Origin of the sequence: Hamadaea sp. NPDC051192 (genome assembly GCF_040682475.1) — a bacterium.
GTDB classification, from domain to species: Bacteria; Actinomycetota; Actinomycetes; order Mycobacteriales; family Micromonosporaceae; genus Hamadaea; species Hamadaea flava.
This window is the reverse complement of the sequence record NZ_JBFBAZ010000010.1, coordinates 64,980-89,609: the sequence shown is the minus strand read 5'-3', so window position 1 is coordinate 89,609 and position 24,630 is coordinate 64,980. Positions and strand designations below refer to the sequence as shown.

The 24,630-nt window shown below is 67.6% G+C and carries 12 protein-coding genes; 3 read left to right on the top strand and 9 right to left on the bottom strand.

Annotated elements, in window-relative coordinates; genetic code table 11:
- Positions 1 to 26 precede the first annotated feature (26 nt).
- The gene (locus AB0M47_RS06900) at positions 27 to 1,076 is read left to right on the top strand and encodes a pentapeptide repeat-containing protein (RefSeq protein WP_363409626.1); all 1,050 of its coding nucleotides are present in this window, start codon (positions 27 to 29) and stop codon (positions 1,074 to 1,076) included.
- 108 nt (positions 1,077 to 1,184) lie between these two features.
- Here the strand turns inward: AB0M47_RS06900 and AB0M47_RS06895 are convergent, their stop codons facing one another.
- From AB0M47_RS06895 to AB0M47_RS06865, 7 genes are all read right to left on the bottom strand, one after another.
- On the bottom strand, positions 1,185 to 2,615 hold the full coding sequence (locus AB0M47_RS06895; RefSeq protein WP_363409623.1) for an adenylosuccinate lyase family protein: 1,431 nt from the start codon (positions 2,613 to 2,615) through the stop codon (positions 1,185 to 1,187).
- 6 nt (positions 2,616 to 2,621) lie between these two features.
- The gene (locus AB0M47_RS06890; RefSeq protein WP_363409620.1) at positions 2,622 to 4,379 is read right to left on the bottom strand and encodes an iron ABC transporter permease; all 1,758 of its coding nucleotides are present in this window, start codon (positions 4,377 to 4,379) and stop codon (positions 2,622 to 2,624) included.
- Positions 4,376 to 5,449, bottom strand: a complete 1,074-nt coding sequence (locus AB0M47_RS06885; protein ID WP_363409617.1) for an ABC transporter ATP-binding protein — start codon at positions 5,447 to 5,449, stop codon at positions 4,376 to 4,378. Before AB0M47_RS06885 ends, AB0M47_RS06890 begins: the two co-directional genes overlap by 4 nt.
- Positions 5,450 to 5,484: 35 nt before the next feature.
- Positions 5,485 to 6,534 carry an extracellular solute-binding protein gene (locus AB0M47_RS06880; protein WP_363409614.1) on the bottom strand — a complete coding sequence of 350 codons (1,050 nt, stop codon included), beginning with the start codon at positions 6,532 to 6,534 and terminating at the stop codon, positions 5,485 to 5,487.
- A 188-nt stretch (positions 6,535 to 6,722) separates the two neighbouring features.
- A complete protein-coding gene (locus tag AB0M47_RS06875; protein WP_363409611.1) occupies positions 6,723 to 7,742 on the bottom strand; it encodes a LacI family DNA-binding transcriptional regulator in 1,020 nt (339 codons plus the stop codon).
- Between the two features lie 212 nt (positions 7,743 to 7,954).
- On the bottom strand, positions 7,955 to 8,749 hold the full coding sequence (locus tag AB0M47_RS06870; protein ID WP_363409608.1) for a hypothetical protein: 795 nt from the start codon (positions 8,747 to 8,749) through the stop codon (positions 7,955 to 7,957).
- A 244-nt stretch (positions 8,750 to 8,993) separates the two neighbouring features.
- The gene (locus tag AB0M47_RS06865; RefSeq protein ID WP_363409605.1) at positions 8,994 to 10,088 is read right to left on the bottom strand and encodes a family 43 glycosylhydrolase; all 1,095 of its coding nucleotides are present in this window, start codon (positions 10,086 to 10,088) and stop codon (positions 8,994 to 8,996) included.
- A 252-nt stretch (positions 10,089 to 10,340) separates the two neighbouring features.
- Between AB0M47_RS06865 and AB0M47_RS06860 the strand changes: the two genes are divergently transcribed.
- Both AB0M47_RS06860 and AB0M47_RS06855 read left to right on the top strand, forming a co-directional pair.
- Positions 10,341 to 20,459, top strand: coding sequence for a LamG-like jellyroll fold domain-containing protein (locus tag AB0M47_RS06860; RefSeq protein ID WP_363409602.1), 10,119 nt, complete (start codon positions 10,341 to 10,343; stop codon positions 20,457 to 20,459).
- A 267-nt stretch (positions 20,460 to 20,726) separates the two neighbouring features.
- Positions 20,727 to 21,395: a hypothetical protein gene (locus AB0M47_RS06855; protein WP_363409599.1), complete on the top strand. Its 669-nt coding sequence runs from the start codon at positions 20,727 to 20,729 to the stop codon at positions 21,393 to 21,395.
- A 152-nt stretch (positions 21,396 to 21,547) separates the two neighbouring features.
- On the opposite strand, the gene AB0M47_RS06850 is transcribed toward AB0M47_RS06855, so the two are convergent.
- Both AB0M47_RS06850 and AB0M47_RS06845 read right to left on the bottom strand, forming a co-directional pair.
- Positions 21,548 to 23,311: a tetratricopeptide repeat protein gene (locus tag AB0M47_RS06850; RefSeq protein WP_363409596.1), complete on the bottom strand. Its 1,764-nt coding sequence runs from the start codon at positions 23,309 to 23,311 to the stop codon at positions 21,548 to 21,550.
- Positions 23,308 to 24,537, bottom strand: a complete 1,230-nt coding sequence (locus AB0M47_RS06845) for an ATP-binding protein (RefSeq protein WP_363409593.1) — start codon at positions 24,535 to 24,537, stop codon at positions 23,308 to 23,310. Before AB0M47_RS06845 ends, AB0M47_RS06850 begins: the two co-directional genes overlap by 4 nt.
- Between the last annotated feature and the right edge of the window lie 93 nt (positions 24,538 to 24,630).

Here is a 24,630-nt window from a genome sequence, read left to right as displayed (position 1 = left end):
GCGTGCCTATCATGTGGCGTCCGGGCTTGGTCGAACAGCCGCGGAATATCCGAACCGGCTCCGAGAGGGACATCATGAGGCCTCGCTCGATCGCTGTCGCCGTCGCCGGTCTGGTGCTTGTGGCGCTTCTCGGCTGGATGTTCGGTCCCGGCGCGTCCTGGTGGCTGGAGCACGTCGACGGTGTCAGCGGCTTGCATGGCACGGACCTAGCGGCTGCCGCCGATGCGGTCCGCGGCCGGACGCTCGCTGTTGCCACAGGGATCGCCGCGCTGTTCGCGGTCTATTTCAGCGCGCGCAACGCCGACACTGCCCGGCAGGGCCACGTCACCGATCGCTTCAGCAAGGCGATCGAGCAGCTCGGCTCGGATAAGTTGGACGTCCGCCTGGGCGGCATCTATGCACTGGAGCGTATCGCCCGCGACTCCGCGCGAGACCACCCGGTCGTCATGGAGGTGCTGGCCGCGTTCCTGCGCGGGCATAGCCATGACGAGGGCGCCCGCAGCGACACCAATGGGTGGGTGCTGCGGTCCGACTTGCGGGCCGCGTTCCAGGTCATCGGCCGTCGTGACGCCTCGCAGGACACGGGCCGCATTGACCTCGTGGAGGCCGATCTGCGCGGCGCGAAGATGATCGGTGCCAATCTGAGCAATGTGGACTTGGTCGAGGCGAACCTCACACGGGTGGCGCTGCCCAAGGCCGATCTCAGCGGCGCCAACGTGCGCGGCGCGACGCTGATCGACGCCCAGCTGACCTTCGCCAAGCTCACCAAGGCGCTGATGGGGGGTGCCGACTTGTCTGGTGCCGACATCGAGCAGGGCGACTTGTCGAGTGCGGACCTCCGCGAGGCGCGACTGTCCGGCACGATTCTCCGCGCTGCGAATCTGCGCGGCGCCGTGCTCTGCGCCGCCGACCTGACGCAGACCAATCTCGCCTTCGCGGATCTCCGTGATGCGGTCGGCCCGGTCGATCTGTCCGCGGCAGACACGAACGGCACGCGCGGGCTGCCGGTGAGCAGGTCTGCGGTGTCGGCGCGCCGGACGCGGACGGATGACCCCGCACCGAAGCAGGAGGCCTGACCGGCTCGACCTGGCTGCCTAGGATGCTCTAGGTGGTGTGTAGCCCACGACGCGCCAGATGGCACGCTGCTCCGGCAGACGACGCATGATCGGCCCACGCTGGCATGTCTATGCGGGAGTTGTGGTGCGGGCACTCAGATATTGCCGGGCGCGCCAGGCGGTGTCGCGCGCGATCGTTGAGGCGAGCCCAGTGTGGGCGGCGGGATCGAGGAGCTGGCGTAGGCGGGCTGTGTCGAGCTGGTCGCTCACGCGAGGATCGCGGCCGAGGAGGTCAAGGAAGTCGCGACCGGCAAGGGCCGCCTGCGTCGCGTTGTCGTACACGATGGCGTGGGCGTGATCCCGGCCGACGAACTCGGCCAACGCGATCATGATCGCCTCGGAGGAGATGAGACCGGCGGTCAGGCGGACGTTGTCCCGCATGCGATCCGGGAAGATCTCCAGCCCGCCGAGGATGCGGCGCAGCCGCACCAGCAGATCTCCCATGGCGATCAGCGATCGTTCCAGAACGTCGGTCATGAGGGCGGTTGCTGCCCCGTCGGCCTCGCTCGGCCGGACGAGCGCTTCCACCGCAGCCGGGGCGAGGGCGCGGATCTCTGCCGACAGCTGGAAGACGTCGTAGGTGAGCTTCGGATTGCGCTTGTGCGGCATCGTCGAACTGCCGACGGAGCCGTCGGGCACTGGCTCGCTCAGTTCGCCGAACTCCGTCTGCATTAAGGTGGCGACGTCGGCGCAGATCCGGGCTGCGGTCGCGGAGGCGACGGCCAGCGCGGAGACGTACCCGGCGAAGGGATCGAGCAGCGCCCGCGACGGCACGGGCATCGGGTCGAGGCCGAGGTCCTCGGCGATCAGTTCCTGAACGTGGGGTCCCGGCTCTCCCAGGGCGGCGAACGTTCCGACCGCACCGCCCATCATCACGGTCAGGCACGCCTGGATGGCGAGGTTGTTGCGCTGATGCGCCCGGACGAGTTCGTCCAGCCAGCCCGCCGCCTTGAATCCGAACGTGATCGGCACGGCATGCTGGCCGTGCGTACGACCGGCCATGAGCACGTCCGCGTTGTCCTCGGCAAGATCGGCGACGATGGCGACAACGTCGGCGTGCAGCCGGGAGACGATGGCGTGCGCCCGCTTCAACAGCAGCGCGTGTCCAGTCTGCATGACATTCTGCGAGGTGGCTCCCCAGTGGACGTAGCCACCGGCCTCGTCGCCGGCGACCCGGACCAGCTCCGAGATCAGCGGCATCAGCGGATGCTCCTGCTCCGCCAGCGCGCGGCGTACTCTCTGGGTGTCCATGCGGCTCAGCCGAGCCGCGTCCTCGATGATCGCGGCCTGCTCGGCCGGGACGATGCCGATCTTGGCCTGGGCTCGCGCGAGCGCCGCCTCGACGTCGAGCCACGCCTGCCAGACGCTCTCCGTCGTGAACAACGGCCGAATGCCGGCGTCGGGCAGATTGTAGTCAGTGAACCGGGTCGCCTTGCCTGCCGCTTCGGCGATGGTCGGTGTGGTCGGGATCGGTTCGTCGGTCGTGTGGCCGGCGGTCATACGCTGTCAAACCCCCATGGAGCGCCGTCGTCGGCGCCCGTGTTCGAGCCGGTTCGAAACAACCAGGATGATGAAGATCAAGACGATCTGGAGCGTCCCGTACGCCGATGCCGTGCCGAAGTCGGCCGCGTAGATGCGCTGGTAGATCGCCACTGACAGCGGCGCGAAGCCCACCGGGTAGACGATGACCGACGCGACGTACTCGCCGACGCCTTCGACGAAGGCCAGCAGGGCGCCCGCGATGACTCCCTTTGCGATCAAGGGCAATACGACGGTGCGCAATGCCCGCAATGGCGAAGCCCCGAGGGACTGCGCGGCTTCGTCGATGGATGGATCGACCTGGGCGATCGCTGCGCTGGTGGAGCGGAAGACCAGCGGCATGAATCGGACGAAGTACGCCACCGGCAGGATTGCGATCGAGCCGACGAGGATGAGCCCCAGCGACGACGGCGAGTCCCCGCCGAAGGCGGTTACCAGGTTGATGCCGATGACGGTGCCCGGCAACGCCCACGGCAGCATGACCGCGAGGTCGAGCAGTGAGCCGCCTCGCCGGCCGGGCCATCGCGCGATGATCCAGGCGGCCGCGGCGCCGATGACGACGGCTGTACAAGTGGCGACGAGACTCGTTTGAACGCTGACGTTGATCGGCAGGAGGCTGGCCGGATCGGTGAAGATCCGGGTGTAGTTGGCGAACGTGTAGTCCGGCGGCAGAACCTGGATCGTCCAGGTCCGGTCCACGGAGAACGACACGAGCACGATGACGGCGATCGGCGCCAGCAGCACGAGGCTCAGCACAACGCTGCCCGCGAGAGCCAACGCGGATCGGATGCCCCGCGTCTGGGTCCGTGACCGCTGGATGCCTTTGGACAGGCTGCGATGAATCCGCCGGCCCTGGTACCACCGCATCAGCAGCAGGAAGGCGATCGAGACCACAGCAAGCACCGTCGATTGCGCGGCGGCCAGCTCGTACATGCCGCCCGTACGCGTGGCGACGATCTGCATCGTGAGGGTCTGCACGTTGTAGAGCTGGGGTGCGGTGAACGAGCCCATGGACCGCATGAACGTCAGCAGACCGCCGGAGACCAACGCCGGGGTGAGCATCGGCAGCACGACGCTCGCCCAGACTTTCCAGCGCGGCGCGCCCAGGCTCTGCGCCGCCTCCTCCAGGGAAGGGTCCATCCCGGACAGTCCGGCCGCGACGGTGAGGTAGAAGTACGGATACATCGTGAAGGTGTGCACCAGCAGGACACCGGCGACACCGCGGACCGACACGGCTGCGGCGCTGATGCCCAGGAGCTCGTGCGCCGCCCGTGGCACGATGCCCGTTTCGCTGAAGAGCAGCACGAACGAGACGGCGCCGATCAGGGGCGGCAACGCCATCGGCAGCACGGCGAGCACTTCGAGCACTCGGCGGCCGGGGAACTCGAACCGGGTCAGCAGCACCGCGAGCACTGTGCCGACCAGTGCGCACAGCACGACCGAGCCGAGCGAGATCCCCACCGACAACACCAGGGCCGTCCGTGCGCTACCGGAAAAGAAGGTTCCGTAATTGGCGGAGAGCCCTTGCCCCTGCCCACTCGCAGCCGCCGTGTGCAGCATGGGTGTCACGACGAAGAACGCGATGACCAGGAAGACCGGCGCGGTCAGCAGGTAGATGAACCGGTCGCCGGCGGTCAGTCGTCGCCGTGATCGTTCGCGGCCAGGGATCTCGCCGGCCGGTGGCGCCTCGGCTGGCGGCAAGGTCTGAACGTCGGTGGTCGTCATTCCGGGATCAGCCAGGTGCTGGTCTCGTCGACGCCGAGGCTGACCCGTTCACCCTGCTCGGGTGCAGTCTGTCCATCGGATGCCGACACGACGACAGTGGACCCGCCGACGTCGACGGTGGCGGTCACGGTGGCGCCGAGGTACTCGACGCGACTCACCTCGCCGCGCAGCAGCGCCTCGGACTCGGCGACCAGCCGGAGCGCCTGTGGGCGTACCGAAAGCTCTGCCGTGGACCCGGCGGCGACCTTCATGGCAGCGGACCGCGGCACGGTGATCACCCGGCTGCCGCCGGCGAGCGACACGTCGGCGGTGCCGTCGCCGACGGCGGCCACTGTCACGGGTAGGACATTGCTGCGGCCGATGAAGCGGGCCACGAACGACGTGGCCGGCTGGCGGTAGATGCGGCGAGGCTCATCGACCTGGTGCGCGCGACCGTCGGCGAGAACTGCTATCCGGTCGCTGATCGCCATCGCCTCCGCTTGGTCGTGAGTGACGTATACGGCCGTGGTGCCGCTGGTCTCTTGTACCTCGCGGATCTGCGTGCGGGTTTCCTCGCGCAGCTTGGCGTCGAGGTTGGACAGCGGCTCGTCGAGCAGCAGTAGATCCGGCTGGATGACGACCGCGCGGGCGAGGGCGACCCGCTGCTGCTGGCCACCGGAGAGCTGGTCGATGCCGCGGCCACCCATGCCGTCCAGGCCCACCATCGACAGCGCCGCGGCCACCTGCGAGTCGCGGCTTTCCCTCGCTGCCCGTCTGATCTTCAGCCCGTACGCGACGTTCTCGGCGACGGTCATGTGGGGGAACAGCGCGTAGTTCTGGAAGACCATCCCGATCCCGCGTTTGTGTGGGGCGAGCCGGGTGACCTCGCGGTCGCCGAACCAGATGGAGCCCGTCGTCGGCGCGACGAAACCGGCGACCATCCGCAGCAGCGTCGACTTGCCGCAGCCCGAGGGGCCGAGGAGCGTGAAGAACTCCCCGGCCTGGATCGTCAGGTCGGCCGAGATCGCCGGCTCTGCCTCGGGCGAGGCGGCGTAGGTCTTGCTGACGCGGTCGAGTCGAATCGGGATCATGTGCGCTCCGTTAAGCCTGGCGAACGCGGCCGGCGTCAGCCACGGTTCTTGATGTTGTCGATCCAGTGCTGGATCCAGGTGTCGGAGTTGGCGGCGACCACCTTGCTGTCGACCGGCAGCTCCGTGTAGGTGAGCTGAGCCAGCCAGTCCGGCTTCTCGGAGATCGCGATGGTGGGGATCTGGAAGGCGTTCTTCGCCAGCCAGGCCTGGGTCTTGTCCGACAGCAGGAAGCCGGCGAACGCGTCCGCCCCGGCGGCGTTCGGGCCGCCCTTGACCTTCGCGATTCCGTCGAGGTTGATCGGGGTGCCGGAGGCAGGGACCTTGACCGAGAAGGGCGCGCCCTTGGCCGCCTGGGCGAGGATGTCCTGCTGATTCCAGATCGTCAGGGCCGCCTCTTGCCGCTGCAGGCGCAGGTAGAGGTCCGAGGGGTTCGCCGCGTAGTCCTTGGTGTTGGCGTCGAGCTTCTTCAGGAAGTCGTAGCCGGCCTGCGGCGAGGAGGTCTTCGCGTACTGCTGGTAGATCAGGGCCGAGAAGACGCTGCGCATCGTGCCGGACGGCGCCACGTCACGGATGAGGATCTTGTCCTTGTACTGCGGCAGGATGAGGTCGGCCCAGTCGTTGGGAACGTCCGCGGCCTTGATCACGTCATGGTTGTACGCGATGAGCTGCAGTTGCTGCTGCTCGGCCAGCCAGGCGTCGCCGGTGCCGTGGAACTTGGCCGGGACTCGCGCCAGGACGTCTGCGCCGAACGGCGTCAGCAGGCCCTTGGCTGTGGCGCCCTCGAACTGCGAAGGTGTGCCGCCCCACCAGATGTCGGCTTGGGGCTGGGCCTTCTCGGCGTTGACCCGGTCGGCGACCTCCTGCGCGCCGAGGGTCAGCAGCTGCACCTTGTATTCAGGGTGGGCTGCCTGAAATTCCTTGACCACGTAGTCGGTGATGTTGCTCGGACGGGGGGAGTAGACGGTGACCGTGGTCTGGCCGGGCGATTGCGACGTGCTGCTGGACAAGCCGCAGCCCGCCGTCGCGAATACTGCCACCGCCGCCAGCGTTGACAGGGCGGTGAACCTGGGTGCGAGCCGCCTCATGCCCGCCTCCTTCACGTGGTCAAGACGTGCCGTCGACATCGGTTGGATGACCGGGTGAACCATGGTGGATCGATTCACCACGTCCGCACGAGGAAACCAGGCTCATCCGCCTGTGTCAAGAGCATTGCCAGGATGCTGCGACGACGAGACGACCGGCAGCACTGACATGCCCGATGCGTCGACGACGCCTACCTGGTCAAGCGGTCCTCGAGGTGGTCACCACAGGACTCCCGCACAACCAGCCGCGGCTCCGTCAGGTGCGATCGCACGGTGGGCTCCGCGCCGGAGATGACCGCGAGCAACGCCTGGGCGGCCGTCTCGCCGAGGAGCCGGCCATTGGTCGCGACGCTCGTCAGGGACGGCACCGACGCCTGCGCTGCGGCGACGTCGTCATAGCCGATGATCCGCGTGGCCCCGGCGCGGCCCTGCTCATACAAGGCCCGGGCGACGCCCATCGCGATGCTGTCGTTGTGGCAGATGACGCCGTCCGGCAGCTCGCCGCGGCCCAGCGCGTGACCTGCCCGCAGGCCGGCCTCTACGGTGGACTCGCTGGTCACGTCGACAAGGCTGACGCCGGTGCCGGACTCGGCGAGGGCCCTGCGTACGCCGTCGAGCCGGTCGATTCGCGCGACGCCGAGTTCAGGGCCGCCGATGTAGCTGATGGACCGGCACCGGTGCGCCCGGACGAGGTGGTCCGCGGCCAGATATCCGCCCCGCACCTCGTCGGAGCCGACGTAGGGCTCGGTGGACCCGGGGATGTAGCGGCTCAGGAAGACCGTGGGCACGTCCCACGAGTGAATGGCGTTGACCAGCTCGCGGTCACTGCCCGTGGCCGGAATGATGGCCAGCGCCGCCACCTGATGCTCGCGCAGCATCCGTAGCAGTCGCGCCTGCTGGTCGAGCTGATCGCGCGTCGACACCATCAAGGACATGTAACCGCTGTCGGTGAAGGTCGACTCCACCCCGATCAGGACCTCGCCGAAGAAGGGCCGGTCGATGTTCGGCACGATCACACCGATCGTCCGGCCCTTTCGGCGCAGTGACGCCGCACCCTCGTTATAGACATACCCGAGTGTGTCGATCGACGCCAGCACGCGCTCCCGAGTGGCCGTCGACACCCGACCCGTGCCGGTGATGACGTACGAGGCAGTAGTTCGTGACACCCCCGCGTGCCGAGCGACGTCGATCAAGGTCACTCGTCTGCCCATACGATCACGCTAGCAGGCACCGAGCACCTGTCGCGCGCTCGACCACCCATGTGCGCCAGCACCGCGCCCGGCGGGTCGAAGGGCGGACGTGCCGACCTTCGACCCCCAGATCAGACAATCTGAATCCGCACCACACCGACGTCCGGTGAGTCGCGTTCCAGATGAGCTGATCAAACTCCCTCACATGTCGCTGCTGAAAGCGTCATTCGGCCTCAGACGGCGCGAACGTGGAAGATGGCCAGGCGGGCGTTGTGCGAGTCGACGTTCATGTCGACGGTCTTGGTGGTGTTCAGCGTGATCTGTACGGAACCGTTGCCGGGCAGCCAGTGCAGGCGATCGATGCCGGTGCCGAACGCCTTCTGCTCCGCGGCCAGATCCGACGCGGTGCCGAAGTCCGGGCGGTTGGTGTCCGCGCCCCAGATCACCAACCTGCCGGCGTTGTGGTGCGCGAGCGCCCTGGCCTTGTGGATGTCCCGCATCAGCCACCATTCGTCGCGCAGGTCCGTGCGCTGGTCGCCGTTGAACGCGTTCGCGATGTAGTGGGTGTTGAGCACCGCGAACTCGACGGCCGGATGGTCCTCATGCTGGACGACGACCTCGTTGAACCACCGGGGTGGGGTCACGCCCGTGATTCCGCCGTGCGCGCGCTGGGTTCGGCTGGACACGACGATCCACGGCCTGCCGACGCAGATCGGGATCCGGAACGACGTCTCGTGGCGCAGGAAGGCCTTGGTGTAGAGCGGGCCGAAGTAGTGGTCGATCATCTCTTCTTCGCCGGAATCGCCCTCGCTGATCTCCTGGAAGCAGACCAGCGGCCGGTTGTCTCCGTCGGCGTTGCGTACAGCGTCGAACGCGGCGTCGCGGGCGCCGAGGTTGTCCCGGCCGACGTTCGCCGTGATCACCGGCAGCCGGAACCAGTCGGTCGCCGCCGATGCCGTGCCTGCGCCCGCGACGGCGCCGGCGAGCACGCCGCCGCCGAGCGCGAGGGCCTTACGCCTGTTCATCATGCTGGCCAAAGTTTGACTCCTGTCAATGCGTGATTGGATACGAAGTAGGAAAAAGGCACTTCACGTTGGTTCTCGCGATCGGGTTACGCCCTTCAAAGCGCGCCAGTCGCCCGGGGCTCCAGGTAAGGGCAGCCCGCTTGACCGGCACGGGAATACTCGCCAGCCATCTCCGCGTGTGCCCTGGGCGGCTCCGACCTGAGCGCCATGAAGCGGCTGCGGGGCAAGCGCGTGGATCGCCGGTCTGTCACTCGACGTAGAAGCCGCCGGAGTCGAGCTTGAGTTCGCCGATGATCGGGTGGCGCTTGCCGGTCGCCGCGTCGTACCAGGCCCAGACGACGCAGCGGCGGTTGCCTTCGGTGTAGAAGGCGGCCATTGCGCCGGGTCCGGTGTGGTTGCCAGGCAGTCCTCGGTACGGGCCGAGCCCTCCGCTGCCGGTGTAGCCGAAGTAGGGCTGGTTGGCGCCGTCTTTCAGCAGGGTGCAACGGCTGGCAGGGATGGGGTTGGTTCCGCAGTCGGCGATGCCGGTCGCGTACCGGGCGCTGTTCCAGTTGTTGCCGGAGAACAGCAGGTAGTAGTGGCTGGCGCCGCCGACGAAGATCGACGGATTCTCGATGACGTGGGTGCTACCCGATTCGTTGGCACTGTCCCAGGTGAGGTCGGTGCTTTTCAGCGCGTCGCGGCGGGTGCTCCAGAGGGCGAAGCCGTCGGAGCCGACCTGCACGATGGAGATTCCGGTCTCTGAACCGGAGGTGATGGCGTCGTCGCGGTAGGCGACGTAGAGCTTGCCGTTCGCCACGAATGGGTTGGGGTCGATGGCCCACCGGCCGCCGCTGGGGCAGGCCCATTCGCCCTTGTTGGTGAAGGGGCTTTTGGCTCCGCCGGAGGTGGCCAGCCCGATACATTTCTGGCTGGTACCGGCCTTCGTCGCGGCGTAGTACATGTAGTACGTGCCGTTGAACAGCGCCACACCGGGTGCCCAGACGGCGCCGTTGTCCACGGCCCACGAGCCGGGGCCAGACGGCAGCGCGTCGCCGGCTACGCAGTCGGACATGCTGACGGTGTCGCCCGATCCGTGGTTGAGGAAGGGCACGTACAACGTCACGCCGGTCTGGGCGCCGCAGCGGGGGCCGGCGCCGGAGCCGACGGTCGTGCCGTAGGTGACGTAGGTGCCGTCCTTGGCCTGCAGGGTGCTCGGGTCGGCCAGGCTGAACGACGACGAGCCGGTGGACGCCTGAGCGGCGGTCGGCCCCTCTGGCGCACCCAACGCGATCGCTGTGGTGACCGCCAACGTCACTGCCAATGCTGACGCGAGCAGCGATTTCTGCCGTGGTCTGGTCATAGGTCCTCCTTCTTCGAGCCCGGGGTCCTCGTCCGGGCACGTGAAAATCCGTCACATCTATACCGGCACCGATAGAAAAATGGAACATCGTCGCAGTGACCTTCCGTCCAACGATGGAAATTTTTCGAACTTTGCCAGGTCCCGGCGAGTGGCGGACGACGGGCTGCATTCTGCCTCTTGATTAATCGATTCATCAACCGCTAACTTTCTCCCGACTCGGACTACGGTGTCCGCGCTCGAGAGGAGTCCGTTGTGGACCGTCGTCGCCGTCGTGTGCTGTTCGGCCTCCTCCTCACCGCGGTGATGCTGCTGGTCACCGCAATTCCGCAACCGGCTACGATATTCGGCCCGGTGGATGTGCACATGAGCTGGCTGTGGTCGTGGCTGACGGCGCCGTCGGCGTTCGCGGGAGGGCAACCGATCGGTCCCGCGCAGGAGAGCGGGACAGCGGCCGGCAAGGGTCACTACGTCGGGTACGCCGCCACGAAGGCGTCCGGCGGGGCGGGCCGGGCACCGGACTCGACGCCGGCCGAGCGGCAGGACGGCAGGGTCCAGCAGCTGACGACTCCGGACATCAAGGGCTTCGAACCCGGCCGGAGCGTGCGTAGCGCGAAGGACTCGACTGCGGGTTCCGACCTGTTCGTGAACCCAGACGGCTCCTACACGCGTGAGGTGTCCCAAGGCACCGTCAACTTCCAGGACGCGAAGGGTGCCTGGCAGAAGATCGACGCCCGAGTGACGGCTGTGGGGGAGCGGCTGGGCCAGCGGGCGAACCGGCTGGGGCTGCAGTTCGCGCGTCGCGGCGACGACCAGCGGCTGGTGTCGGCGTCGTTCGACGGCGTCGAGTTCGGTTACTCGTTGCAGGGCGCGTCCGGTGTTCCGGCGCAGACCGGGGCGTACTCGGTGACCTATGCCGGGGTGTTGCCGGGGACCGACGTGGTGGTGGAGTCCCGGGAGAGCGGGGTCAAGGAGTCGATCGTGCTCCAGCGGCGGGGCGCCGTGCACGAGTGGGTCTTCCCGCTCCGGTTGGACGGTCTCGTCCCCGCGCTCGACGCCGACGGTGGTGTCGTGCTCACCGACGCGAAAGGGGCGGTCAAGGGCCGCATCCCGCCGGGCCTGATGCACGACTCCAAGTTCGACACCGCCAGTGGGGAGTTCACCACATCGAATGCCGTTCGCTACGAGTTGGTCGAGGTCGGCGGCGGCGTCGGCCTGAAGGTGATCGCGGACGAGCAGTGGCTCACCGCACCCGAGCGCGTCTACCCCGTGACGGTCGACCCGACCGCGGAGTTCATGAACACCTCGGACACATACATGTACTACGGCAACGACGTGGACCATTCCGGCGAGGACAACCTCGCCGTAGGCACCTGGGACGCCGGTACGCATCGGGGCAAGGCGCTGATGGCGTTCTCCGGTTTCAGCAGCACGTTCAGCGGGCTGCGGATCACGTCGGCTCGGCTGTACCTGTTCCTGACCTGGCAGGGCAGTTGCACCGCACAGCCGTACACGGTTCATCAGGTCAACGAGTCCTGGACGCAGAGCACCGTCCGCTATGGCAGCGTGAACTATGACGGCCCGGCGTTCAGCTCCGCGATCGGAACACAGACACCGACGAGCTATGCGCAGGCGTGTGCGAACACCGGTGGTGACCGTACGGTCGGCGAGTGGACGAGCGTGGCGGTGGACAAGGCCACGCTCGACGGCTGGCTCAACGGCACGATCCCCAATAACGGCCTGCTGGTCAACGCCTCGCCGACCCAGACGACCGACTTCAAGCGGTTCACCTCGCGCAACGGCCCGTCCGGGGCGGTCTGCGACAGCCACACCTGCGCGCCGTTCCTGTCGGTGTCCTACACCCCGAACAAGGCTCCGCAGATCGACGCGCAGTACCCGCCGCGCGATTACCAGGCGACCTCGCTGACCCCGGAGTTGCTGGCACGGGGGCATGACCCGGATGCGTGGCCGAAGGCCATGCAGTACAACTTCAAGGTCAACGACGCGTCAGGTGCGCTGGTGGCGACGTCGGGATGGACCAGCTCGTCGAGCTGGACGGTGCCAGCCGGGAAGCTGCACTGGTCCAAGACCTATTACTGGTGGGTCGTGTCCTACGACGGATGGGCGAGCAGCCCGGATCCGCTGAACGTGGCGTACTACTTCCCGCTGTCGACACCACCACCGCAGCCGCTGGTCACGTCCGGTCTGTCGCAGGACGGCGGCGGCCGCGGGTTCGAACCAAGTGTCGGCAACTACACGACGGAGGCGATGGACGCGCAGGTCGCCACAGTCGGGCCGGCGTTAGCGATCCAGCGGTCCTACAACAGCCGTGACCCGCGTCCGGGGTTGGCGTTCGGCGCGGGCTGGTCGACAGTGGTCGACGCCAACGTCGTCGAGCGGTACACGACGGCGAACGCGAAGACAGCGGTCATCACGTATCCGACCGGTACAGAGGTGGCATTCGGACGTAACGCCGATGGCAGCTTCACTCCGCCGTCGGGCCGGTTCTCCGTGCTCACGACGGTCACCGGCGGGTATTCGCTGCTCGACAAGGACGGCACGACGTATCTGTTCACCCGGCTCGTCTCGGGGACGGCGGGTTCGAACGCGGTCTACGGGCTGACGTCGATCAAGGATTCGGCGGGTCGGGCGCTGACCTTCGCATACGACGCGGCGGGTCGGGTCGAGACCATGACGTCGGCCTCCGGCCGCACGCTGCATCTGACGTGGTCGACGCCCGCGGGCGCGAGCAAGGCCCACGTCGCCACGGTCTACACCGACCCGGCCGTCGCGGGCGACTCCAGCTCCGTTTCCCTCTGGTCGTACGCCTACAGCGGTGACCAGCTCATGAGGGTGTGCCCGCCGACCGACGCCACGCACTGCACGACCTACGAGTACGGGACTGGCACGCAATACCCGACTGCGGTGCTGGACGCGGGTCCACGTTCGTATTGGCGGCTGTCGGAGGCGGCGGGAGCGGCCAAGGCGGCCAGCACCGTGCTGGACAACGCCGGCACCGACGCCGCGACATTCAAGAATGTGACACTGGGTCAGGCGGGATCGCTGCCCGGATCCTCGGCGACAGCGGCCGGATTCAACGGCACCTCCTCCTACGTCGAAATGCCGGCCAAGCTGGTGACCGCGGCGAGTTACCAGTCCCTGAGCATGTGGTTCAAGACCACGACGCCCGAAGGGGTGTTGTTCAGCTATCAAAAGGACCCGATTACCAACGGCACCACTGCCGCCAACTACGTTCCGGCCTTGTATGTCGGCACCAGCGGGAAGCTGCACGCGGAATTCTGGAACGGCGCCTCGGCCAGTGCCATCACCTCACCCAGCCCGGTTACCGACGGCGCCTGGCACCATGTGGTGCTCGCGGCGGCCGGTGACACTCAGACGCTCTTCCTCGACGGGACTGCGGTCGGCACGCTGGCCGGCCTGATCAAACTGGCTGACGCGAACAGCACAGCGCACGAGTACGTCGGAGCCGGGTTCATCGGCGGAAGCTGGCCCGATCAGCCGCACCCCAGCGAGGCCGTCGCGACCTACTTCTCCGGATCGATCTCGGATGTGGCGTTGTTCGACCGGACGCTGACCGCGGCCGACGTCGTGAGCTTGCGCGCAGCGGCTTCGGCGGCCGCGCACCCCTTGACGAAGATCATCCGTCCCTCGGGTGCGACGGCGGCGCAGATCTCCTACGATCCGGTCAGCGGTGTCGTGACGCAGGTGATCGACGAGCACAACGGCACCTGGAAGATCAGCAACCCGACGGTGGCCGGGTCGTCACAGATCTACGCGGCGTCAGTGCTTTCCGGCGGCCCGGCAGATTATCTGCGGATGACCGAGACCGGCGTCTCCGAGGCGGTCAACGAGGTCAACGGCGGGGTGGCGACCTACAACACGGTGACCCTCGGCTCGCCCGGCCCGTTTGCCGACGCGACGGCGGCCAAGTTCAACGGAACTGCCTCCTACGTCGAGCTGCCGGCGACGGAGGTCCCCGGAACCTCGCCGAATTCGGTGTCGATGTGGTTCAGCATGCCGTCGGGATCGACCAAGGGCGGGGTGCTTTACGCGTACCAAAGCATGCCCATGGATGATGTCGACGCGGCCGGCAGCTGGGTGCCGGCGCTGTATGTGGGCGTCGACGGCAAGCTGCGCGGGGCGTTCTGGACCGGAAGCGCCGCGAACGTCTTGACCACCGCGGCCTCGGTGGCCGACGGTAAGTGGCACCACGTGGCTTTGGCCGCGAGCAGCGCCAGCCAGTCCCTCTACCTGGACGGGACGCTGGTCGGCACCCGCAACGCGGCCCGGGTCGCACCCTCCACCACGCCCGTGTACGCCTACCTGGGCGCCGGGAAATGGTCGTCCGTCTGGACGGGATACGACGGGGACGCGTCAGGCTACTTCCCGGGGTCGATCGGCGAGTTCGCGTTCTTCACCTCGCAGCTGACCGCTGCACAGGTCGCCGATCAGGTGGCGGCGGGCAAGAACGCGTCGGCGACCGCAGCGGGCGCGGCGCTCGCGAAGAGAATCGTGGTGACCGATCCGCTGAATGCGACGACCACCTATCTCTACGACGTGGACAACGGTAGCCGCCAGGTCGCTGAGATCTGGGCCGACGGCGGGGTCGAGCGGCAGACGACGTACGGGTACAAGGACGGCTTCCTGCGAACGGTGACCGACCCGAACGGCAACGTGACCACCAGCGAGTACGACGGGCGGGGCAACACGGTTTCGGAGCAGACCTGCCAGGATCGTTCGGCCGGAAGATGTTCCACCGTCTACTACTCCTACTTCCTGAACAGCGCCTCGGCGCTCGATCCTCGCAACGACCAGCTGACCGAGGTACGCGACGGCCGGTCGGCCGGCCCAACGGACAACACGTATCTGACGAAGTTCGAGTACGACGCGCTGGGCAACAAGACGAAGACGACCGACGCGCTCGGCCGCATCGCCAAGACCGACTACACCGACGGCACGACGATCGCGGCGGCCGACGGCGGGTTCGCCCCGGCCGGATTGCCCTGGCGGGTCACTTCGCCAGGCGGTCAGGTGCAGACGACCACCTACTTCGCCAATGGTGATGTGGCGCAGGTGACCGATCCGGCGGGGTTGGTGACAAGGCTCGGATATGACGGGCTGGGCCGGGTGGTGTCGAAGACCGAGATCTCCGACGGGTACCCGAACGGTGTCGTGTCGCGCGTTGTCTACGACAAGCTCGGGCGCATCTCTCAGCAGACCGATCCGGCGACGACGAACCGGGTGACGGGCGCGGTCCACACTCCGGTGACTACGACGGCCTACAACTATGACGGGCAGATCACTCAGCAGACGGTCGGCGATGCGACCGGTGGGGACGCCGCCCGGACGTTGAAGAACAGCTATGACGCCTTGGGTCACATCGCGACGGCGACCGACGCGACCGGGAAGGTGACGACGTTCGGGTACGACCTCTACGGCAACCTGACGCGCGAGGTCGACGAGACGGGGGTGGAGACCCGGTACGCATACGACGCGAACGGGCATCTGCTGACCAGCACGCTCGTCGGCTACACCGGCGACCCGAACAATCCCGTCACCGCCCGGGACCTCGTGACCGAGTCGCGGGCGTACGACCCGGCGGGCCGGCTGGCGTCGATCACCGATGCGATGGGTTTCGTCACGGCATTCCTCTACACCGACAACAACCTCCAGGTCGCGGTGGTCAAGAAGAACGCCGACGGCAGCCAGTCCTACATCGCCGAGCAGACCCAGTACGACGCGGCCGGCAACGTGATCCGGGAAGTCACCAACAACAACGCCACCGAGACCGCGTACGCGGTGGACGCCGTTGGCCGGGTCACCGAGGAGACGCTGGATCCCAGCGGCGTCGCTCGTAAGACGTTGTACTCCTACAACAACGACGACCAGGTCACCATGAAGTGGTACGGCGACTACACCGGCTACTTCGGCGCCGTAGGCAGCACCTACGACACTGCGGGCCGGGTCACGTCCGACTTCGTGCGTTCGTCTGGTCCGCTGTCACCGGCCGGCTGGTGGAAGCTCAACGCGACCAAAGGCACCAGCGCGGTCGACAGCTCCGACCACGACTTCACCGCGACCGCGACGAGCGGAGTCACCTGGTCCGGCGGCGCCGCGGCGTTCAACGGCAGTACGGGCTGGGCCACCACCTCCGAGCCCGTCCTGGACACCACGCAGAGCTTCTCCGTCATGGCCTGGGTCAAGCTCGGGGCGAACTCCGCGATCCAGTCCGTCGTGTCGCAGGACGCGAACGTCGGCTCCGGCTTCGAGCTGCAGTACCTGAAGACGGAGAACCGCTGGTCGTTCACCCGGAACCTGAGCGACACCACCGCGGCGTCCTCCGCGACGGCCCAGTCCACCGCCGCACCCACCCTGAACACGTGGACCCATCTCGTGGGTGTCTACAACGCCCCCGACGGCAAGATGACGCTCTATGTCAATGGGGCTGCCCAGGGCACGGCCGCCGACCCCACCCCGATAGCGTCCAGCGGGTCGCTGGCGATCGGCCGCTCCAAGTACAACGGGGCGACCGAAGCGCCGTTCACCGGGTCCATCGCCCAGGTCCAGGTCTACCAGCGGCCGCTGTCGGCATCGGACGTGTCCAGCCTGTACGGCCGAGGATGGTCGGAGGTCCGCGCCCTCGGCGACGTCATCAGCAGCACCAGCTACACATATGACCAGCGTGGCCTGCCGTTGTCGGAGAAAGATCCGCTGGGCAACACGGAGTACTACGAGTACGACGAGTCCGACAACCTCGTGGTCACGACCAGCGCGCCGGTCAACGCCGAGTCCAACGGCGGCACGCCGGTGTCATCACGTCCCGTGACGACGACCGGCTTCGACACCTTCGGCGACGAGGTCGAGCTGCGGGACCCCGACGGCAACGTCACAGTGATCACCCGGGACGCGTCCGGCCAGCCGGTCAGCACCCGACTCCCGAACTACACACCGCCCGGTGGCTCGCCGATCACCGCCACCGTGTCCCGGACGTTCGACGGGTCCGGCAACGTCGCCTCCCTGACCGATGCGCTGGGCAAGGTCACCACCTACACCTACGACCAGTTCGGCCGTCTGTCCAAGACGGTCACGCCCAACGGCGCGGTGACGACGTACGCGTACGACCTGAACGACGAGCTGCTCAAAACCGTCGACCCGCTCGGCGCGAGCAGCGAGTCGACCTACGACTATCTCGGGCGCAAAATCACGGACTCGCGGTTCGAGCGGTCCACGTCCAGCACGTTCACCACGTCGTACGCATACAGCAGCACCGGGTTCTTGCAGAAGGCGACGCGTCCGTCCGGGTCGTATGTCACTTACACGGCCAACGCAGCCGGTGACGTCATCACGCAGACGGACGCGGCGGGCAACGCGACCCAGTACGCATACGACCACCTGGGCCGGCAGGTGACCGGCACCGCGCCCGACGGCTCGAAGCGCCGGATGGTCTACGACGAGCCGGGCAACAACACCATGGTCAAGGCATACGACTCGGCAGGTCGGTTGATCTCGAAGATCTCGGCGGCATACGACGGCAACGGCAACCAGCTGAGTGCCACGGACGCGATGGGGCGAACGACGACCTTTGCGTACGACGCGACGGGGATGGTGACCGGCCAGACGCAGCCGGTCTCGGCGACGGCGTCGATCACGACGTCGTTCGGGTACGACGTGCAGGGCCGCCGGACGCGGTACACCGACGGGCGCGGGAACAGGCACATCTCCACATACAACTCGTGGGGTCTGCTGGAGTCGCAGATCGAACCGGCGACGTCGGCGAATCCGAACGACCGGACGTGGACGACCTCGTATGACGCGGCTGGGCGGGCGGTGAAGCAGACCCAGCCGGGCGGGGTGGTCATCATGAACGGCTACGACGTCGTCGGGAACCTCACGGCTCAGTCCGGTTCGGGGGCGGAGGTGGCCACGGCGGATCGGACGTTCGGCTACGACCTGGCTGGGCAGCTGACGTCGATGAAGGCCGGGTCGGGGACGGACACGTTCGCGTACAGCGATCGTGGGTTGCTGACCACGGCGTCGGGTCCGTCGGGGGCGTCGAGTTTCACCTATAACGGTGACGGGCTGATGTCGGGGCGGACGGACGCCTCGGGGACGAGCACGTACTCGTATGACACGGTGGATCGGCTGGCCGGGGTCACCGATGCGGCCACCGGTCAATCGGTGTCGTACACCTATGACGGGTTGTCGCGGCTGACGAAGCAGACCTACGGCACCGGCGACTCCCGCAGCTTCGGCTACGACAGCGCCAGCCGCCTGGCCTCGGACACGCTGAAGACCTCGGCCGGCGCGACCGTCGCCTCGATCGCGTACGGGTACGACCTGGACGGCCGGGAGACGTCGAAGACGACGACCGGGTTCGCCGGGTCGGCGGCCAACACCTACACCTACGACTGGGCCGGTCGCCTGACGTCGTGGAACAACGGCACGACCACCAGCAGCTACGCCTACGACGCGTCGGGCAACCGTACGCTGATCGGCGCGAAGGTGCAGGTCTACGACGAGCGCGATCAGCTGGTCGGGGACGGGTCGACGACGTACTCCTACACCGCGCGGGGGACGTTGAAGTCGACGGTCGCCGGGTCGACGACGCAGACGCTCACGAGTGACGCGTACGGGCAGCAGACGGCGATCGGGTCGCAGGCGTACACGTACGACAGTCTGGGCCGGGTGCTGGCGGCCGGCTCGACCAGCCTCGCATATTCCGGTTTGGACAATGATGTGGCCGGGGACGGGGCGGCGACCTACAGCCGGGATCCCGACGGTGGGGTGCTCGGCGTCAAGCCGACTTCCGGTGCCGGGGTGTTCGCGTGGGCGGATCTGCATACGGATCTGGTGGGGCAGTTCAGCTCGACCGGGGCGGCGTTGGCCGGGTCGTCGACGTATGACCCGCTCGGCACGGTGAGCGCGACGGCCGGCAAGGTCGGCAATCTGGGTTATCAGTCGGAGTGGACCGATAGTGTCGCCAACCGGGTGAACATGCACGCTCGCTGGTACAACCCGGCGACCGGGCAGTTCGACAACCGCGACACCGTCGACAACGACCCGATCCCGGATTCCATCGACGCCAACCATTATCAGTACGGCGACGGCAACCCGCTGCAGACGATCGACTCGACCGGGCACTGGGGCTGGAACCCGTTCAAGGCGGTCAAGAAGGCCGTCCACAAGGTCACGAAGTACGTCTCCCACACGGCGTACCACTACGCCTACAGCCACGCCCGGTCCTACTGGCACGCGGCCACCCACGTCGTGCGTCACGTCGTTCATCATGTGAAGAAGGCGGTGCACAAGGTCAGCCGAGCCGTTCACCGGGTGTACCGGTCGGTCAAACACACCGTCTACCGAGCCGTGCACTACGCGAAGAGGACTTATAAGAAAGCCGTCAACACGGTCAAACACACGTACCACCGGGTGAAGCACAGTGTCGCCAAGCACATCAACCACATCAAGAGCAAGGTCAAGAACGCGTACCACCGGATCAAGCAGGCCGGTTCGCGGATCGTCGCCAAGGTCACCAAGACCGTCAAAGCAGCGGCCAACAAGGTCAAGGACGCCTATCACGCAACCGCGAAATGGGTGAAGGAGCATAAGGACACCCTCATCCAGATCGGCGCGATCGTCGCCGGGGTGGCCGCCGGCATCGCCTGCACCGCGGTCACTGCCGGAGCCGGCGCAGTGGCCTGCGCCGTCGGCGCAATGGCGTTGATCAACCTCGGCAAGGATGCCGCGCAAGGCAACATACATGGCTTCAAGGACGCCCTCGGTTCCCTTGGCCAAGGAGCGCTCCAAGGCGCCCTCAGCGTCGTCACCGGCGGAGTCGGCGGTGTCGTCGCGGGCAAGATCGCCGGAGCGCTAGGTGCCTTCGGCGCCAAAGTCGGCGGTCGTATGATCGCCGGATTCGTCAGCGGTGCCGGCGTCGACGCCGCCGAGCAGCTGGCCACCACCAGACGCGTGGACTGGACCGGCGTCGCCGTCGCTGGCGGTCTCGGCGCGGCGCCTGGAGGAGCCGGCCGCCGCGCCGCCGACGATGGCCCGGCTCCGGCGCGCCTGTCGGGCCGCGACCCCGGTAAGCCGAGGACGGAGCACGACGTCGAGGAGCGCTTGAAGGCCGACGAGCGTACGGAAATCAAGGATGAAGTCGAAGCCCGCCTGAAGGGACAGAAGGCGGAAGCGGACCTGGCAAGCACCATCGCGACGGTGGGGTATGCGTCGTCCCATCCCACTGCGCAGCACTACATGGGGCCGGTCCACGCGGGGGCGGGGGAGGGACTGACGATCATTCCGATGGTCCTCGCGATCGCCGCCAACAGGGTCAAGCTGTGGAGGAACCAGTAAGTCCGGTGAACCCGCATCGCTCTCACCAGAGCGATGCGGACCACTGCCTGATCAACTGTTGCGAATACATGTTCGCCGTCGGCGACCACTTCGCTCGACGCATCGGGCAGGAACACGCCGACCTGCATCTACGCGATCCGCTCGGCGGTGCCAGTGAAATCGCCTCGCTTGACGGATAACGTTACGCCCACGTATGAGGAAGCGATACGGCTCCAGCCGAGCCTCGCGCGGAGACGGAAGGGGTTGGCTGTGCCTCGGGCGACAGCGATGGATGCGGCTGAGTGGGCCACGATCCTTGATCCACTCGCGAAGTTCGAGCCCGACGAACTGAACCAGGTAGTACGCGAGTCTGCGTCGATCGAGCTGGCGCGGTGCGAGCGGCACGAACGCCGGTCGTGGTTCGGCAAGTTCCTGGTCGCGGCGTCATACGTGGTGATGATCTGCGGGCTGATCGTGTCCGGCATCGTACTTCTGGTGGTTCTCCGGGTGAGGCCCGAGGATTTCAAAGCAGGCTTGCAGATCTTCTGCGCCGCTGGCTTCCTCGCGGGTTGTCTTACGGTTCTGCACTGGTGGGTCGACTGGCTGACCACGCCTCACCGGCAATGGAGCAGGACACTGCTCGGGATCGCCGCCATGGAAGGGGCGTGCGCTGCCGGCTCGCTAGCGGCCCTGTACTCGAGGCTCCCGCAGCTATCCGACCGCTGGCTGCTGGTGATTCCCATCTGGCTGCTTTTGCTGCTCGCCATCGCGTCTGTTCCCCTGGTCTTTCGCTTCACCCACTACGAGAAGCCACCAGCGGTGGACCTCGAGTCCTTGACGCCGAAGCAGGTCGAATTCCTCATTGCGTACCGACGCAAAGCCCTGAAGGTCCTCAGGTCCCGGAGCATCGTCAGCTACCCCCTGTTCGACGAGCTAGACCAAAGCCCCTTGACCTGACGTGAGGAGCGGGCTTTCTGAACCGCAACTCCTTGTCGGCCGCGGCCCATTCGCGCTGGGTAGGGACTTGGGTTGGTGAAACCTCCTCCGAACACGGGAGCGTGCGCCGCGATGAACCTGGCTCCGTCATCGGAGCTCCCAGGCCCGGGGGCTCAGTCGGCAGCGGATACGTAGATTTGGGCGAGTTTCCCGTCCTCCCACTGCACACCGAGTCGGTGGTCGGCGAGATCAAAGGTGACGAACACTGCGCCAGAGGCGCGGTTCACCCAGCTGTTGTGCGGAAGGGCGCCGTGCGCCTGGAGGTAGGCGTCGACTGTTGGGCGAACCCCGGTGAGGTCGAGCCCGGAGATCACGCGGCCGGCATCCTGGCAGATTGCGAGGTCGACGGTGACCCGCTCCACCAGCCCGTCGAGCAACGCGACGTTGACGCCGTCGGGACGGAGGATCACCGGTTCGAACTCACTCCGCCGGACGGACAGACCGGGGAAGAGGCCGCGCAGTTCCGCGTACGCCGCAGCGTCCTCGGGCGCGCCCAGCGCGGCGTACATCGTCGCGATGACGCCGGACAGCGACGTCCCGGGGATCGAGGGCAGGTCGTCGGCCGGGAGTCCGGCCGGGAGATCCGCGGCCTTCCTGGGCGTTGGCCGCGGGTCCAGGCCGCCGAAGCCGGCCACGCGGTCCCAGACCCAGTCAGCCACCGACGCGGCGACGGGCTCGTCCGGCTGTCCCGGGCGGCGCTTGACCAGTGCCCCGAACGCGACGGCGACCAGGTACGACCCCGCGTCGTCGGTCATCACCTGTTCCCACATCTCGTTCGCGGGCCAGTCTGGGTGCGCTGCCTGGTCGGCTTCGATCTCGGCGTCCATGGCGAGGATCTCGGCCGCCGACATCAGGCGGAACGGCTCGGCCAGCTCCCAGACGGCACCCGAGCCGGGCTGCTGGCCGTCGTGCCAGGACACCAGGTTCTTCGCGACCATCGAGCCGACCTTGTTACCGGCCAGATCGGCGGGGGATGCCCCCGGGCGTAAGGTGTCGCGTAGGCCTGCGGGCAGCACGGCGTCCAGCGCCGCCAGCGCGGAAGGCAGGTCGATGCCGAGCCTCTGGTCACGGAGTTGCTGCCACGCCATCTCGATCGCGCCGGTGCCCTGGATGTCCGCCAGGCTGATGTCCTGGCCGCGCGCTTTCTCGACGATCCCCTGCATCGTCCGAGCGGTCCGCACCAGGCTCTGGAGCAGGTCGTCGGTCGGGTCTTCGCGCAGCAGTCGCAGCCCGAGTTCCTCGGCGTCGTCGTACCGGTATTGCGCCAGGTAGGCCCAGCCGAGCAGCATGGCGATCCCGGGGTCCGTCGCGTCGGCCCGGACGGCCGCCTCAGCGGCGGGAGCGAACCGTTCGGGTGGCGCGAGGCTCTCCAGCAGATACCTCGCGCGTCTCCTGAGCGCTTTGGGGAGGTCGTCCGGCTCCGTTCGGGCGCACAGCGCCACCGCCTCGTCGAGCTGGTGCCACCCTTTCTCGTGTTCCCCAGCGCGTGCCTGAGCAGCGCCCAGCTCCATCCAGTCGTCCCAGTTCTCGTGTTCCTCGCCCAGCACGGTGCGCGCCCACCGCAGTGCCTCGGCGTGCTCGTGCTCGCCGGACGCCACCCGCCGAAGGCCACGGGCCGCGTTGATGAACTGGCCGTCGCGGCGGCCTGCCACCTGGAGGAACAGACGCCGCGCCTCCTCGACGTCGCCGCAGAACTCACGGTGACTGGCGAGCAACAGCAACGGGGTGCTTCGCTCCGGCTGGGCGGCTAGTACCCGCAGCGCCAGCTCGGCGATCCTGGGATGCGTCGGCTGCGCTCCGAAGAGCTCCCAGGCTAGGTCCAGGTCCCGCTCGACGGCTTCCCTGTCGTCGGCGGCCGTGCGGCCGGAGTCCCTCATCGCATTCCCCGCTTGACCCGGTACGCCCGGAGCTGGTCGAAGGTGCCGTCGTCGACGCCGTACTCCAGCACCGGCACCACCTGGTCGAACCAGGACGTCGTGGACGGGGTGATGTCCCCCGCCGCGGCCAGCACCGCGTCGGTGGTGACCGGCACCAGCGCACCGCTTTCCATCGACTTGACCATCGCCCGCTGCAGCACGGTGGTCGTCAGGTGGTTGAGGTCGGCGCCGGAGAAACCCTCGGTCGCCGCCGCGACGGCTACGACATCGACACCGTCGGCGGGTTTGCCCGCCAGCGCGTCCTGGACGATCGCCGCCCTGGCGACCGCGTCCGGTGGCAGCACCAGCACCGTCCTGTCGATGCGGCCCGGACGCCGCAGTGCGGAGTCGATGTCCCACGGCCGGTTCGTCGCGGCCAGGAAGTAGACCCCGTCGTTCGCGCTGGCCACGCCGTCGAGCTCCTCCAGCAGCTGCGTGACGAGCATCCGCATCGTCTGCGAGCCGCCACCACCGGAGGTACGCCGGCTGCCGAGCGCGTCGAACTCGTCGAAGAAGATCACGCACGGCGCCGCGGCGCGGGCATGGCGGAACACGCTCTGGATCGCCTTCTCGCTCTCGCCGATCCACTTGCTGAGCAGGTCTGCGAGGGTCACGTGGATGAAGGACGCGCCGAGATCACCCGAGATCGCCCTCGCGATGAACGTCTTGCCGCAACCGGGTGGCCCGTACATCAGCAGCGACCCGCCCGGCTTCTGCCCGAACGCCGCCGCCAGCTCGGGATTGCGCAGCGGCGCCAGGAACGTGGTGTCCAGGTGCTGCTTGACCTCGGCGAGACCCGCGACGTTGGCCAGCGTCACCGCCGGGCGCTCGGCGTCCCACACCGACGCCGACGCGGCGGCGCTGACGTCGCTACAGTCCTCGTCGGCCGGGACCGGAATCGGCTTCGGGCGTGCGGGCGGCGCGGCCGGTGGCGCGGCGGTCTCGGCGGGCGGCAGCGGGTTCGCGGTCCGCATCCGCGCCGCCATCAGCCGGGCACGCAGCAGACGGGTGCGCGCCAGATCACCGCCGTGGGCCTCGAATGCTGCCAATTCGGTGGCGGCGCGGCCCAAGTCCTGCTCCAACAGCAGCGTGACGAAGTCCTCACGCAGCGCCAGGTTGCCGGGGTCAGCCGCCACCTCGCGCGCGATCACCTCGATGAACTCGTCGCCTGGGTTGGCACCGTCCACGGCGCGGCTCCTTCCGTCCAGCCCTCGGGTTCGTGATCAAAGAAAACCATGCCGTCGACCGTCGTACACAGCCGGCCGGACCGGGCACGCGTC

Bases quoted from the DNA above. Each gene is read 5' to 3' on its own strand.
- AB0M47_RS06895 (WP_363409623.1), bottom strand. From the start codon at position 2,615: ATGACCGCCGGCCACACGACCGACGAACCGATCCCGACCACACCGACC.
- AB0M47_RS06890 (WP_363409620.1), bottom strand. From the start codon at position 4,379: ATGACGACCACCGACGTTCAGACCTTGCCGCCAGCCGAGGCGCCACCG.
- AB0M47_RS06885 (WP_363409617.1), bottom strand. From the start codon at position 5,449: ATGATCCCGATTCGACTCGACCGCGTCAGCAAGACCTACGCCGCCTCG.
- AB0M47_RS06880 (WP_363409614.1), bottom strand. From the start codon at position 6,534: ATGAGGCGGCTCGCACCCAGGTTCACCGCCCTGTCAACGCTGGCGGCG.
- AB0M47_RS06875 (WP_363409611.1), bottom strand. From the start codon at position 7,742: ATGGGCAGACGAGTGACCTTGATCGACGTCGCTCGGCACGCGGGGGTG.
- AB0M47_RS06870 (WP_363409608.1), bottom strand. From the start codon at position 8,749: ATGATGAACAGGCGTAAGGCCCTCGCGCTCGGCGGCGGCGTGCTCGCC.
- AB0M47_RS06865 (WP_363409605.1), bottom strand. From the start codon at position 10,088: ATGACCAGACCACGGCAGAAATCGCTGCTCGCGTCAGCATTGGCAGTG.
- AB0M47_RS06855 (WP_363409599.1), top strand. From the start codon at position 20,727: ATGGATGCGGCTGAGTGGGCCACGATCCTTGATCCACTCGCGAAGTTC.
- AB0M47_RS06850 (WP_363409596.1), bottom strand. From the start codon at position 23,311: ATGAGGGACTCCGGCCGCACGGCCGCCGACGACAGGGAAGCCGTCGAG.